We start from the raw sequence: 15,209 nt of genomic DNA on the forward strand, positions 1-15,209 counted from the left end.
GCTTAATACCTAGAAATTGCTCGAAATCTTTAAATATTTTATTAAAAAAACCTTTCCCATCTTTTTATTTCTAATTCGCTTGACAAAAAAACAATTTTTTACAAATACGTGTGTTAGAAGTAGTACCTACCTTCTACAGCTTGTCCGCGGAACGCAGGTAAAAGTGATAATTACCGCAAGATTCTAATCGTCGGTAATATGTTTTTTATCACCTCAAAAAACTGCAAAACATAAATAACTAAAATAATTAATACCAATACATTAAGAAGACTTTTAATAGCGGGTGGCATTGGAATAAACGCATTAATTAACCATAATCCTACGCCAAAAACGATGATTACAGCAATTAAGTTCATTAAGTCATTCATAAATATCCTTATTTATTTGCCAGTATTGAGATTATAGCATAAATAATGAACCTATTTGCTTTATTTAATACACTACGTATTTTGCTCTCTTTTACTTTTTTAATAAATCACGGATTTCAGTCAATAAAACTTCTTCACGGGTTGGTTCTGTATGTTTTTGTTCGTCTTTTTTTAAAAAGGAAATGCATTTAACTGCCATAAAAATTGAGAAGGAAATGATCGTAAAATCAATAATGGATTGAGAAAACTCACCCCATTTTACTACGGCATTGCCTACGGTAAATGTTTTACCAGCAATATTAATACCGCCTAATAATAGACCAATTAAAGGCATAATAATTCCACTAACTAAAGAACTTACTATCTTGCCAAATGCTGTACCAATCACTACTGCTACTGCTAAATCAACAACATTTCCTTTGATAGCAAATGCTTTAAATTCATGTAAAAAATTCATATCATCTCCAGGATGCCTCCCTTATCAGCATTAATTCAGCAGGATTAGAGTTTCAAAACTACTTATTATGTACTACGTACCATTTCCTTAATTTCGGCAATTTTTTCTTCTAAATCAATAGGGACAACCCCCCCGCCTTGAGCCATATCGTCGCGACCACCACCTTTACCACAAAGATGCCTTACTAATGCTGCTGCACTGGGAACTCTACCAAGCATGTTTTTACTAACTCCAGCAATTACATTTATCTTCCCTTGCTCCACTGCAAACAAGACAATTACTGCCGAATCAATCTTAGATTTTAATTGATCTAAAGTACTACGTAAGATTTGGTTAGTTGCACCCTCCAATTGCTTCACTAGTAAGTTAACTCCATTAATTTTTTCTGCTTCATTTGCTAGATCTGCGCCCGATTTTCGCGCTTTCTCACTTTGAAGTTTAGCGATTTCCTTTTCCTGATTTTTACTATCTAAAATTAATTGTGCTACTTTGTCTGGTAAATTGGTGGCTGTGGTTTTTAGCAACGAAGCCAAGTTACCTAAAAGACTTTGTTGCTCATCTACCCAAGTTAAAGCATATGCACCAGTGATCAGTTCAATACGTCGTACACCGCTGGCAATACCGTATTCAGAAATAATCTTAAATAAACCTATATCACCTGTACGCTGAGCATGGGTTCCACCACAAAGTTCTTTTGAAAATGTTCCCATAGATAAGACACGCACATCATTCGCATATTTTTCACCAAAAAGAGCTACTGCACCACTTTTCTTGGCTGATTCAATATCCATTAACTGAGTAACCACTTCATTATTGGCACGAATTTGGTCATTGACGAGAATTTGTATTTCATGAATCTGTGCAGGACTTAACGCCTCGCTATGTGAAAAGTCAAAACGAGCACGTTCTGCATCCACTAAAGAACCTTTTTGTTGTACTTGCGGACCAATTAAAGTTTTTAAAGCTGCATGCAATAAATGAGTCGCTGTATGATTTAAACGAACTGCATTTCGGCGCTTCACATCAATCTGAGCAGTAACGAATTGATCCACACTTAGTGTACCCTCCACTACCTCACCGTAATGAGCTATTGCCTGGCCGTTTTTCTGCGTATCATCAACACGAAAACGTACTTTGTTTTCTCCTAATAGAAAGCCTTTATCCCCTACCTGGCCACCACTTTCTGCGTAAAAAGGGGTGTGATCAAGAATAATAATACCTTGCATGCCATCACCTAAAGAGCAAACTTCCTCCCCATCGTGTAGCAAAGAAATCACTTTTCCCTCCATTGCTTCTTTTTCATAACCATGAAAATCAGATTGGTGTTCTAATGCTGGAGCAGCATAATCAGTGGTAAATCGGCTAGCGGCTTGTGATTGTTTTCTTTGCTGCTGCATGAGTAGATTAAAGCTATTTATATCTACAGATAAGCCGTGCTCACGGGCGATATCAGCGGTTAAATCTATTGGGAAACCATAAGTATCATATAATTTAAACGCGATTTCCCCGGGAATTTCTTCACTACCTAACAAATGAATTTGCTCTTTTAATAAACGCAAACCTTGTTCTAAAGTACGGGCAAATTGATTTTCTTCCTGAGTAAGAATTTTTTCTATATACGTTCTTGAAGTAATTAATTCCGGATAAGCATCTCCCATAAGGGTACTAAGGGGTTGTACTAACTTAAAGAAGAATGGTGTTGCTAGACCTAATTTATTACCATGTCTAACTGCCCTTCTAATAATTCGTCTTAATACATAACCACGTCCTTCATTTCCTGGAATAACACCATCAGCAATTAAAAAAGCACAAGAACGAATATGATCAGCAATTACTTTTAACGAAGTATGATGCAAATCACTAATATTTCCGAGTTTAGCAATCGATTTAATTAAGTATTGGAATGAATCTATTTCATAATTACTATGGACGCCCTGTACTACTGCAGCAAGTCGCTCTAATCCCATACCCGTGTCAACAGAAGGTTTAGGTAAAGGATGTAGATTGCCGTTTTTATCACGGTTAAATTGCATGAATACCAAATTCCAAATCTCGATATAACGATCTCCATCTTCATCAGGACTTCCTGGAGGACCCCCAGCAATTTCAGGACCGTGGTCATAGAAAATTTCTGTGCAAGGACCACAAGGACCGGTATCAGCCATAGACCAAAAATTATCTTTTTCACCGCAACGAGAAAAACGGGTTGCAGAAACCTTCATTTCTTTAAGCCAAATGTCTTCCGCTTCATGGTCGTCTTTATAGACAGTAATCCACAAACGCTCTTCTGGTAAACCCAACACCTGTGTTAAAAAGTCCCAGGCGAATTTAATGGCTTCTCGTTTAAAATAATCACCAAAACTGAAATTACCTAACATCTCAAAAAAAGTATGATGACGTGCTGTATAGCCTACATTTTCCAAATCATTGTGTTTCCCACCCGCGCGTACACAACGCTGCGCAGTTACTGCACGTTGGTAGGGGCGTGTTTCAAGTCCTAAAAATAAATCCTTAAATTGCACCATACCCGCGTTGGTAAACAATAAAGTGGGATCATTGCCAGGAATCAAAGAACTTGATTCTACTAATTGATGACCGTGTTGTGCAAAATAATCAAAGAATGCTTGTCTAATTTCAGAGCTTTTCATTTTCTAATCAATACCAATTTAAGTTAATTTAAGGCAGTGGGAGCTAGATTAACTTCTCCCTACAAGTTCAACTTCTTTACTATCATTGTAATAGTATCCATACTAAATCCACGATAAAGTAAGAAACGCTGCTGTTTTTGCACTTCATTAAAAGACATGTCAATCTGCCCTTTATTTTTTTTCTGCCAAACCGCTAAAGCATAAGTTAGCCAATTTTCTTCTTCTTGCCGCAAAACACTTTGAATTAATTCTTTGTCTATGCCTTTACTGCTTAATTCTTGACTAATTTTTAAAGGACCATACCCCTGACGAATACGTGAGTGACTGTATACTTCAACAAAACGACGATCCTGTTGTAAATCCAATTGTTGGCAGTTAGCCAATGCCTCTTTTGCTTCCGTCGACCTAAATCCCTTCTTTTTTAATTTCTCACAAAGCTCAATCGCACCATACTCGCGCCCAGATAACAGGCGCACTGCATTATCAAATGCTTTAGTCATCTACAGTCTCAAAAGCCTCTTCATTCACAGTAGTAAGCATAGGCTGTTTTTTCTCTAATAATTCAGAGCGAATCTGTTGCTCAAGTGATGCTGCGATCTGTGGATTATCTTTCAAGTACAAACGAACATTATCTTTACCCTGACCAATTTTTTCTTGCTTATAACTGTACCATGCGCCCGCTTTTTCAATCAGATTTAATTGGACAGCTAAATTGATAATTTCACTTTCGCGTGAAATACCCTCATTATACAGGATGTCAAATTCTGTCATCTTAAATGGAGGAGCCACTTTATTCTTAACTACTTTCACACGGGTTTCACTGCCTAAAATCTCTTCGCCTTTCTTAATTGATCCAATACGACGAATGTCCAGACGAACAGAAGCATAGAATTTTAATGCATTACCACCTGTAGTCGTTTCAGGACTACCAAACATCACCCCGATCTTCATACGAATTTGGTTAATAAAGATAACTAATGTATTAGAGCGCTTAATATTAGCCGTTAATTTACGCAAAGCTTGTGACATCAGCCGTGCTTGCAAACCAACGTGTGAATCTCCCATTTCACCTTCAATTTCTGCTTTCGGTGTTAAAGCAGCAACTGAGTCAATGATGATTACGTCTATGGCTGCAGAACGCACCAACATATCAGTAATTTCTAATGCCTGCTCTCCCGTATCAGGTTGAGAAACCAATAATGCATCCACATTAACACCAAGTTTTTGTGCATAATTTGGATCTAAAGCATGTTCTGCATCAATAAACGCAGCAGTACCACCCATTTTCTGACATTCAGCAATAACTTGTAACGTTAACGTAGTTTTACCCGAAGATTCTGGACCATAAATTTCAATAACACGTCCTTTTGGCAAACCACCTATTCCTAAGGCAATATCTAAACCTAAAGAACCGGTTGAAATTGCTTCTATATCGCGAGCTACAGTGCTATCACCCATACGCATTACAGACCCTTTACCAAATTGACGCTCAATTTGCGAAAGAGCTGCTAATAATGCTTTTTGTTTATTTTCTTCCATCATTTTTTCCAGAGTAATTAATGCCAAGACAAAATTATCACACAGATGGGTACAAGCAGCAAATTGATTAAGGAATATTTTTCAAGATGGAAAGAACACCAGATAAAGCCTCCTGACATGAGGCTAAACGAATCTCTTGCCTGTTGCCAGAGAATTGTTTTGTGACTGTCTTTATTGGCTTGAGACCCTGTATTGCCCACCCAAAACATACAGTTCCTACCGGTTTTTTACTTGTCCCTCCCTCAGGACCCGCAATCCCGGTAATCGATAGTGCAATTTGCCCTGCGCTGAAGTGTAAGGCGCCTGCTGCCATAGCTGCAGCAACGGGTTCACTCACAGCACCATATTCATTAAGTATTTGTTTAGAAACAGCCAGCATTTCTTCTTTAGCTAAATTACTGTAAGTGACAAACCCTCGTTCAAACCAAACGGAACTGCCGGATATTTCGGTAAGCATACTTGCAACTAATCCGCCAGTACATGATTCTGCGGTCACTAATTGCCAGTTTTTTTCTTTTAAAATTACCGCAATTTCTTTGATGAACTCATTAAAGGTGTTCATTTAAAATACCAAGATAAGGCTCATAGCTTCCACTCAGGTTAGAGTCTGTTGACACTTTTCGCTAGTGTCGACAGACTCTGATAACCAAGTGAAAATAAAGCAGAAAACTTTCGTGTTATTGACCTGGAGTAGGTTGTTGTGGCTGTTGTGGCTGTGGTTCAGGAGCAGCACCTTGTTGTTGTACTGCATTATTGCTGACTGTTGGGTGTTTTGAGTTACCATGTTCACCACAAGCAGTTAATGCTAGTGTTAAAAGTCCAGTTGCAGCAATTAGAACTAAACGGTCCATAATCATTCTCCCTAGGTTAGTTTTTTAGATTTAATTAAAAATCCTTTTTAATCTTAGCAAAAAAAACTCAATTCAACCATTACTCATTGTGCAAGCAACAAATTTATACGAAACTTATCAAAAAGAATCTTATTTAATTAGCCAAAATCATAATTTGCATTCGTTGTTAATGATGAACTATTACGACTTAAGGCAGCCTTATTGTCTTAGTTTTAAATATTGACTCTTTTTTATAATTTAACTTAATGTATTTAATAAAAATTAATCATAATTTCAAGGATTGTTATGTATACTGCTCTATATTTTTGGGGGATGGGCTTGTTCTGTTCATCGGTATTTGCTGGCACCCTAGGTTCGCCCTTCAATGGTGCATACATTGGGGGAAACATTGGGGTAGCAAATTTGTTAGATAAAGAATCTACACTTTATGCTCCCGGATTGTATGATCAGCATCAATTTAGCGCGACAGGATTTCTTGGTGGGGGAATGGTTGGTTACGATTATAGTATTACTAACCGAATAAAATTGGGTGTTGAGGGCTTTATCAATGGAACTGCTTTAAATATTGCCGCTGAGCAAAAATATGCGGGTTCCCCTTCTTTTAATGCAAATATGCGTTATAGCACAGGATTTCGATTATTACCTGGATTCGAATTTGTTCCAGGCACAATAGGGCACATCGTGTTGGGTTATTCTTATGGTAAGTTTAATATCAAAGATAGTGGTAATTATGGATATATTAACAGCAGCATATCAAATCCTGGTTTTCAAACTGGATTAAATATCAATGTTCCTTGTTATTTTCAAAATCTATCGCTCAGAGGAGATATGCTGTATACAACTTATAGTTCCCATAGTTCTTTAGGCTTATCGACTGCACTTATTCCGTTAAATTATTACGACAATTTTGCAACTCTTGAAGGCAACTTATCTCTGATTTATAAATTTCTATAAAGGAATTCATGATGAAAAATGTTTTAACAATAGTGTTAAGCCTGTGTTTAATACATTCGTCCCTGTCCATTGCGGGAGGGATGGAACGTGTTGATACGAACTGGATTCGCAATGGATTTTATGTGGCAAGTGAGATTGGTGTGGCTGGTTTGGTAGATAAAGAATCACATAGTTCATTTCCTGAAACACATCAACTTGGTGCATTGGGCATTATAGGTGGTGGTTATGCTGGTTATGAGTATGGTTTTAAACAATATGGGTTGGCTTTGGAATTTTTTGCTGATGCTACTGGTTTAAATGCAGCTATTACACATGAGCCGTATACTTATCATCATCACCAAAGTTATGATTTGGGTGTACGCGTATTGCCGCAATATATATTCACACCTAACACAAGCGGGCATATTGTACTTGGCTATACCAATGGAAAATTTAATATTTTTGATAATGGTGTTTATGGTTACATCAACACTGGCTATAACAAAAGTGGATTTCAAACCGGATTAGGATTTACAAACAGGCTACAAAATAATGTATTATTTCGATTAGATGCAATCTATGATATGTATGCTTCACAAAGCAGCAGAGGCTTAGGTTTAACATCGGGTACTATCCAACTTTATAAAAACACTTTTAGTACCTTAACAGGCAAGCTTTCACTGATTTATAAATTCAGTTAGAGACTTGGTATTCTATGATTGAAACTGGATAAAATGAGTTATTAATTTTACACCGAGTCATTGGTTTCGCCGCTAGATAACTAACTCATGAAACTGCTTCTAAGCTTGTGGCTTGGACATACAATTCAGAAATGATGAGTTTTACTGACTTCCAAAACTGATTTTGCTAAAATCACTTCAATTTAATTTTAATCAACTCTTCCATGACTAATTCACATACACCAATGATGCAACAATATTTACGCATTAAATCAGAATACCCGGATATGCTATTACTTTACCGTATGGGTGATTTTTATGAATTATTTTTTGACGATGCCAAACACGCAGCACAATTACTGGATCTTACCCTAACCCATCGCGGTCAGTCTGCGGATAAACCTATTCCCATGGCAGGAGTACCTTATCATGCGGTAGAAAATTATCTGGCAAGACTACTAAAAAAAGGTGAATCAGTAGCCATTTGCGAGCAAATAGGCGATCCCGCTACCAGCAAAGGACCTGTAGAACGACAAGTAACCCGTATCATCACTCCAGGTACTGTCACTGATGAAGCACTTTTGGATGCAAAAAGAGATAATTTATTGCTTGCTCTACATCAGCAAAAGCAAAAAATAGGTCTTGCTTGGGTTGATTTGAGCAGTGGCCATTTTCATTTGCTTGAAGTATCAGAAATAACCCAACTTTGTGCTGAATTAACCAGACTGCAACCTGCAGAACTTCTGCTGCAAGAAGCATCTCCTTTGGAAGAATATTGCCAGAACTTTCCAGTCAAAGTAAGGCCAGGGTGGGAATTTAATTTTGACAGTGCTAAGAAACGTTTGTGTGAACAATTTACGGTAACTAATCTTACTGCTTTTGGCGAGCAAGACTACCCTATCGCCTTAATTGCAGCTGGTGCTTTACTATCCTACTTACAAACAACGCAAAAACAAACATTGCCCCATTTAAATGCAATCACTCTCGAAAACTCAGGAGATTATTTACAATTAGATGCCTCAACCCAAAAGCATTTGGAGTTATTTGAAAACATACAGGGTGGTCATACGAACAGTCTGCTTGCTGTATTGGATAAAACAGCGTGCACTATGGGAAGCCGTTTATTAAAACGTTGGTTAGGAAGGCCTTTAAAACAACATCATTTAATTCAGGCACGTCAACAAGCCATTGCCGAAATTATACGCGTGCAATGTGATACCCCTATCCATCAATTATTACGCCAAATTTGTGACGTTGAGCGTATTGTTTCACGTATTGCATTAAAATCAGCACGCCCACGTGATTTACTGGCGCTGGGGAATACTTTGACTGTACTGCCTGAAATTCATGTCGCATTTGCCCAAAACCAAAGCGCACTCGCCATGGAACTTAATTCGCATACCAAACCATTACCAGAACTTCAGCAACTTCTGGCTGCAGCAATTATCGAAAATCCACCCGTCTTAATCCGTGATGGTGGAGTTATTGCTCCAGGCTTTGATGAGGAGCTTGATGAGTTAAGAATGCTTAGCACTCATGCTAATGAAACCCTTGATGCCCTAGAGCAAGAAGAACAACAACGCACAGGGCTTTCCTCATTGAAATTTGGTTTTAATAACGTCCAAGGCTATTATATCGAACTGTCCAAAGCACAATCAGAAAAAGCGCCTCCTCATTATCATCGCAAACAAACTCTAAAAAACGTGGAACGTTACATTACTCCTGAATTAAAAGTGTTTGAAGAAAAAGTACTTTCCGCTCAAGTTAAAGCTCTGGCACGTGAAAAATGGTTGTATGACAATTTGTTGGAAGAAATTCAACAAAGCATCCCTGAACTAACCGAGTTAGCACGGGCATTAGCGCAATTGGACGTATTGGTGACCTTAGCAGAGCGAGCACAAAGCTTAAACTGGTGTTGTCCCAAATTAGTTCCTGATTCTCAAATATCCATTCAGGAAGGTCGTCACCCAGTTATTGAGAATTTACTGCAAGAACGATTTATTGCCAATGATTTACACTTGCAACCATCACAAAACATTTTACTGATTACTGGCCCGAATATGGGAGGTAAATCAACGTACATGCGTCAAACTGCATTAATTGTTCTCCTAGCGCATATAGGCAGCTTTGTGCCTGCTCAAAGGGTGACTTTAGGACCCATTGACAGAATATTTACCCGTATTGGTGCCAGTGATGATTTGGCTTCAGGTCGTTCCACATTTATGGTAGAAATGACTGAAACAGCGCAAATTTTAAGACAGGCAACGCAGGAAAGCCTGGTATTAATTGATGAAATTGGACGAGGTACCAGTACTTATGATGGAATGGCTTTAGCTTATGCCAGTTGTACCTATCTTGCGACAACCATTAAAGCCTATACTCTATTTTCCACCCATTATTTTGAATTAACCAATCTACCACAACAATGGCCTTGTATCCGCAATGTTCATTTACAAGCCTCTTTAGAGACCGGCCGGATTATCTTTCTATATCGGGTAGAACCAGGTTATGCCAATCGCAGTTATGGTTTAGAAGTAGCTGAACTTGCTGGTATACCAAATGATGTATTAAAAGTTGCGCATGCTTATTTAAATCACCTACAAAAGAATGAACCCAATATGGAACCGTTTCAACTTGTATCTCAACCTATATCTCACCCTCAATCCCCTATTTTGCGTGAGTTAGCAGCAATTAATCCAGATCAACTAACAGCACGAGAAGCTCTTGATTTAATTTATCATCTTAAAATTATGGAGGGTGTGGATGAAGTATAGCCTGAGTTCAGGCAAATCTGTAATTGGGAACTACCTTTCCCCGCTCATTGCATTCCCAAAACTTAGACTAGTAATTCTAATTGGCCTTTTCCTCGTGTGCGCCTCACTTTTTGCCAAAAATCATGATACTCCAACTATTACAATTCATGGCATTTCTGGCAAAGCACAAACGAATGTGAAACAACACATGGAGGAGTTAAAGCAGTTAAAACCATTAAGTACATACACCCCAGAAGAGTTACATGAACAGATAATCAAAGCACTGCAACCTTTTGGCTATTTTAAAGCCGAAGTCAATGTACAAAGAATCAGTGATCAAAAATTAACGATCATTATTCAGCCCGGCCCTCAAATCATGATTTCTAGAATTACTATAGAGCTTATTGGCGAAGGAGCACAAAACGTTACCCTGCGCACTGCTTTAAAAAATGCAGCATTAAAATCGGCTACCCCGTTTATCACGGAAGACTACAATAAAACAAAACAAAGTCTTCTTGATACTGCAGAAAGTTTAGGTTATCTGCATGCCAATTTTAAGAAAAATGAAATTTTAATCAATGAAGAACAATACACTGCAGAAATTACACTAATTTTTGATACAGGCCCTTTGTATTATTTTGGACAGGTTCAGTTTAACCCCACTTATATTAGTCCTAAATTATTGCACCGCTATGTTCCATTTAAGCCTGGGCAAACTTACTCTAGTGATAAAATACTGCAATTTAATAACAATTTATCAAACAGTGGTTATTTTAGTACTGTGCTTGTAAAACCACAAATTACTGATGCCAGCACAGTGCCTACCCATGTTCAGGTTAATTCCACACCTAAATATTCTTATACTTTAGGAGCAGGTTATGGAACTGATACAGGAGTACGGGGCCGTGCGGCACTGCATGTAATTCCAGTTAATCGTAGTGGTCACAAATTTAATGCGTTGGCTCAAGGTTCCTTTGTGCAAAATGCGATACAAGCGCAATACGTTATTCCTGGCACAAATCCAATTACCGATCAATACAGTTTTACTGGAAATTATTCTAATTTAAACTACAGTGCTGGTTACAGTAATGCCTGGTTACTCTCGCTTTCCCAGCAGCATCACCTAAAAAGCTATAAGAGCCTTTTTTCATTAAACAGTCTTTATGAAGGCTTTCATTACACCTTACAAAAAAATACTCAGCAATTTTTACTTTATCCGAAGGCATCTATTTCTTTTATCAAAACTACAGATTTATTGTTTTCACCTTCAGGTTATAATATTACGATTAATGGTCTGGCAGCGAATACTGCCGCTTTATCGACAATTAATTTTGCCCAATTGTCTCTGGATACAAAAGTTGCTTTTAAGATTGAGCCATGGCGTTTACGTCTTTATGGTCATTTTCTGCAAGGCTTTACTGCCATTGATGATATTAATCAGCAGCCCTTATCTCTTGCATTATTATTAGGTGGTACAGATAATTTAAAAGCCTATAGCTTTAACTCTATAGGCCCAGGAAAAATACTCAGTTATGCAGGTTTTGAAATTCAAAAAGAAACCAAAAAAAATTGGTACCTGATCGCCTTTTATGATGCAGGTGCGGTCTATAACCCTAGTCCTAAAGAGACTAAATATAATGCTGGATTGGGTTTAATGTGGATTTCACCCTTAGGTCCTATTAAAATAGGTGTTGCACAAGAAATCAATAATCGCTGGCAACGTACGAGTCACAGCCCGCGGTTAGTTATTAGTATGGGACCTGACTTATGATCCGATTGTTGGTAAAAATAGGCTATACTGCCCTGATCGTATTTATTATATTAGGAAGTATTGTAGCGTTTTTACTTTCTACCACCCCAGGACTACACACGGTAATTAATTTAAGTCGACTCTACCTTCCAGGAACACTAAGCATTCAACATCTACAAGGAAGTTTACTGAATAACTTTAGTGTGGAAGACTTAAGGTACCAAAATAAAACCATCAATATCAAAATAAAACAATTAAATGTGCAATGGCATCCTGAAACATTGAAAAAGCACTTGCTAAAGGCTCAATGGCATCATCTGCAAGGTGAGCTCTCTAAAGATCAACAATTAAATAGTCCTATAGGAACCATTTCAGCAACAACCACTTTCCCTGAAATAGCTCTGAATATAAACTCAACAGTTGATTCATCTACAAAAGCACCTTGGCAAATAACGCTTAGCCTTTTAGGCACTTTACCTTGGCACTGGTCTCTTGATGCCAATCTATCTCAAATTAAAAATGCAGCAACAAAATATTCTGGATTACATGCTGATTTAATCATTCGGGGAGTAACAAAAACGCCCGATCAAGGGACTTTAGCTCTTACCATACAGCCTGGTTATTACCAAGTACTAGATAATACATCTATTTCCGAATTATATTTCAAAGGAGGCACCATAAATGTTGCCCTTTCACCAAAAGGGCTCTCAGGAACGGGACTACTAGTCGTAGATCAAAATAAAAACTTAAAACTAGAATTTCAATTACCCCAATTTGCCCTGGATACTGGTTTACAAGCTAATCAAAAAATAAATGGTGAACTTACTTTGGAAGTCAATTCCCTGGATTTTCTACAGCATATTAATTCTGAAATCAACAAACTTAAAGGAAGATTGGTTGCCTCTATCAAAGCTAATGGTACTGTAGAAAAGCCGAACATTGTAGGTCAGTTAGTTCTTCGAAAAACTAGTTTTTACGTGCCTAAATTAGGTCTTAATATCGATACAACAGATCTTAATGTGACGAGCAAAGACAAACGCTGGGAGGCAACAGGATCTATAATTTCTGCAGGCCATCATTTATCAATTAAAGGAACAGGCACCTTAGAGGCAAATTATCAGGGTGATGTTTTTTTAGAAGCTACTAATTTCCCGCTCATAAAAACCAGCGAATACCAAATTAATAGTTCACCACAACTCAAACTGCATGTGACTCCCACAGAGCGGATCATTTCTGGTTCTATTCTTATTCCTGATGCTCAAATAAAACCACAAACATTTAGCAGTAGCATTGCATTACCTGATGAGGTTGTTTATAAAAAACAACTGGAACAATCTCCTGCAGCCGCTTTAAGTTACACTATGGATGTCGCCATTAAATTGGGTGAGAACGTTAACGTAAATGTTAAGGGACTAAAAGGACATTTAGAAGGAGCACTTAATATCAAACAACAGCCGCAAACAACCCTAAGTGCCTATGGTGAACTGTCCGTAAGAGATGGGACCTACAAAGCTTATGGTCAAGAGCTAACTATAAAACAGGGCAAATTAATTTTTACAGGTGGGCCCATTGATAATCCGGGAATTAACTTACGCGCTACTAAAAAAATCAATAACTCCTCTACTTACACCAATGCGAGTCAACTATTTAATTTTAACAGTACTAATTTGCAAAATGTTGATTTAGGCGACCATATCACCTTAGGAGTAGAAGTAACGGGTCGTTTAACCAAACCACAAATTCAGTTGTTTTCAGACCCTGCTATTCTTTCACAAGCAGATATTTTGTCCATGCTCATTCTAGGACGTCCCGCTAATCAAGCAAATAAAGCAGGAGGACAATTAATCCTGGCAGCCATCTCTTCAATGAACCTTGGCGGTACAAAGAGTACACAGCTTTTAGACCAATTGAAACAAAGCTCAGGATTGGATTTCAATATACAAACAAATACAAATTACAACCAATTAACTAATACAGTCACTGACTCAACTGCAGTTGTTGTAGGAAAATCTCTTTCAAAACGTGTTTATTTAAGCTATAACGTCGGCCTGTCGCAAACGGATCCCAATGTTATGACACTTAAATACATACTTAATAAGTTTTTTAGCATTCAGATTAGTAACAGTGACACTAATAGCGCTATTGATTTCCTATATACTTCAAATAAAAACAAAGTGAAAAAGTAGTATTTGACCATTCAATATCAGGATAAAACCTCATGACCGACTACAACATACCTCTTAGAATGAGCCGCTTAAGAAGCAGCCCCATGTCTCGTGCTTTAGTAAGAGAAACTCGTTTACATACACAACAATTTATTATGCCATTATTCATTAGCGAATGCCTGACAGCTCCCAAGAAAATAAGTGCCATGCCTGGCCAATATCAACTAAGCCTGGATTGTTTACCTCAAGAAATTGAAACCCTAAATGCATTAGGAATCTCAGCGGTATTACTTTTTGGAATTCCCAAGCATAAAGATGCATACGGCAGTGAATCGTTTAACGAAGAAGGCATTATTCCAAAAGCGATAAAAAAAATACGTTCCATTAATAAAGATATATTAATTATCACTGACTTATGTTTTTGTGAGTATACAGATCATGGTCACTGTGGCGTACTCAAAGGAACACATATAGACACGGATAAAACACTTTCTTTACTTGCCAGACAAGCCATAAGCCATGCAAAAGCTGGGGCTGACTGGGTAGCTCCTAGTGGAATGACCGATGGCATGATCGGGGCTATCCGTCATACATTAAATTCTGCGGGATATCAAAATATCCCTATTTTAAGCTACAGCGCAAAATATTGCTCTTGTCTCTATGGACCGTTTAGAGAAGCAGCTCAAGGTGCTCCTCAATTTGGTGATCGAAAATCCTATCAAATGGATCCTGCTAACGCCAATGAAGCGCTAAGAGAAATCGCTTTAGATCTGGATGAAGGAGCAGATATGATTATGGTAAAACCAGCAACTTATTATTTGGATATCATTGCTAAAATAAAACATAATTTTCCTGAAATTCCTCTATGTGCCTATCAGGTCAGCGGTGAATATTCTATGATTAAAATCGCTGCGCAACACAATCTAATTAATGAACAAGAAGCAATAATTGAAAGTTTAACTGCGATAAAACGAGCTGGCGCAGACTTTATTATTTCTTATTTCGCCAAAGATATTGCCCGTTTTTTGGACAAATCAAAGGTAATATGTAATACCTAACTATTTT

General features: G+C 37.7%; 13 protein-coding genes. 6 read left to right on the forward strand and 7 right to left on the reverse strand.

What is annotated here, in order from left to right:
- Positions 1-170: 170 nt before the first annotated feature.
- The 7 genes from WA877_RS07010 to WA877_RS07040 form a co-directional block, all read right to left on the reverse strand.
- Positions 171-368: a Thivi_2564 family membrane protein gene (locus WA877_RS07010; RefSeq protein WP_425170205.1), complete on the reverse strand. Its 198-nt coding sequence runs from the start codon at positions 366-368 to the stop codon at positions 171-173.
- Between the two features lie 91 nt (positions 369-459).
- Complete coding sequence (gene mscL / locus WA877_RS07015; protein WP_425170206.1) at positions 460-825, reverse strand: large-conductance mechanosensitive channel protein MscL; 366 nt, start codon at positions 823-825, stop codon at positions 460-462.
- Positions 826-890: 65 nt separating this feature from the next.
- Positions 891-3,473: an alanine--tRNA ligase gene (gene alaS / locus WA877_RS07020; RefSeq protein ID WP_425170207.1), complete on the reverse strand. Its 2,583-nt coding sequence runs from the start codon at positions 3,471-3,473 to the stop codon at positions 891-893.
- Between the two features lie 59 nt (positions 3,474-3,532).
- Entirely contained in the window at positions 3,533-3,973 is a 441-nt protein-coding gene (gene recX / locus WA877_RS07025) for a recombination regulator RecX (RefSeq protein ID WP_425170208.1), read from the reverse strand.
- Positions 3,966-5,012 carry a recombinase RecA gene (gene recA, locus WA877_RS07030; RefSeq protein ID WP_425170274.1) on the reverse strand — a complete coding sequence of 349 codons (1,047 nt, stop codon included), beginning with the start codon at positions 5,010-5,012 and terminating at the stop codon, positions 3,966-3,968. Before recA ends, recX begins: the two co-directional genes overlap by 8 nt.
- Positions 5,013-5,079: 67 nt before the next feature.
- Entirely contained in the window at positions 5,080-5,574 is a 495-nt protein-coding gene (locus tag WA877_RS07035) for a CinA family protein (RefSeq protein ID WP_425170209.1), read from the reverse strand.
- Positions 5,575-5,689: 115 nt separating this feature from the next.
- Positions 5,690-5,863: a hypothetical protein gene (locus WA877_RS07040; protein ID WP_425170210.1), complete on the reverse strand. Its 174-nt coding sequence runs from the start codon at positions 5,861-5,863 to the stop codon at positions 5,690-5,692.
- Between the two features lie 285 nt (positions 5,864-6,148).
- Here WA877_RS07040 and WA877_RS07045 point away from each other — a divergent pair, with 285 nt between their 5' ends.
- From WA877_RS07045 to hemB, 6 genes are all read left to right on the forward strand, one after another.
- Positions 6,149-6,817 (forward strand): hypothetical protein, encoded by a 669-nt coding sequence (locus WA877_RS07045; protein ID WP_425170211.1) that lies wholly within the window; start codon positions 6,149-6,151, stop codon positions 6,815-6,817.
- Between the two features lie 11 nt (positions 6,818-6,828).
- Positions 6,829-7,497 (forward strand): hypothetical protein, encoded by a 669-nt coding sequence (locus WA877_RS07050; protein ID WP_425170212.1) that lies wholly within the window; start codon positions 6,829-6,831, stop codon positions 7,495-7,497.
- 203 nt (positions 7,498-7,700) lie between these two features.
- Positions 7,701-10,250: a DNA mismatch repair protein MutS gene (mutS, locus tag WA877_RS07055; protein WP_425170213.1), complete on the forward strand. Its 2,550-nt coding sequence runs from the start codon at positions 7,701-7,703 to the stop codon at positions 10,248-10,250.
- The gene (locus tag WA877_RS07060; protein ID WP_425170214.1) at positions 10,240-12,000 is read left to right on the forward strand and encodes an autotransporter assembly complex protein TamA; all 1,761 of its coding nucleotides are present in this window, start codon (positions 10,240-10,242) and stop codon (positions 11,998-12,000) included. Before mutS ends, WA877_RS07060 begins: the two co-directional genes overlap by 11 nt.
- Entirely contained in the window at positions 11,997-14,165 is a 2,169-nt protein-coding gene (locus WA877_RS07065; RefSeq protein ID WP_425170215.1) for a translocation/assembly module TamB domain-containing protein, read from the forward strand. Before WA877_RS07060 ends, WA877_RS07065 begins: the two co-directional genes overlap by 4 nt.
- Positions 14,166-14,197: 32 nt before the next feature.
- Positions 14,198-15,202, forward strand: coding sequence for a porphobilinogen synthase (gene hemB / locus WA877_RS07070; protein ID WP_425170216.1), 1,005 nt, complete (start codon positions 14,198-14,200; stop codon positions 15,200-15,202).
- Positions 15,203-15,209 lie beyond the last annotated feature (7 nt).

The organism is Legionella sp. (assembly GCF_049790535.1).
Taxonomy (GTDB): domain Bacteria; phylum Pseudomonadota; class Gammaproteobacteria; order Legionellales; family Legionellaceae; genus Legionella.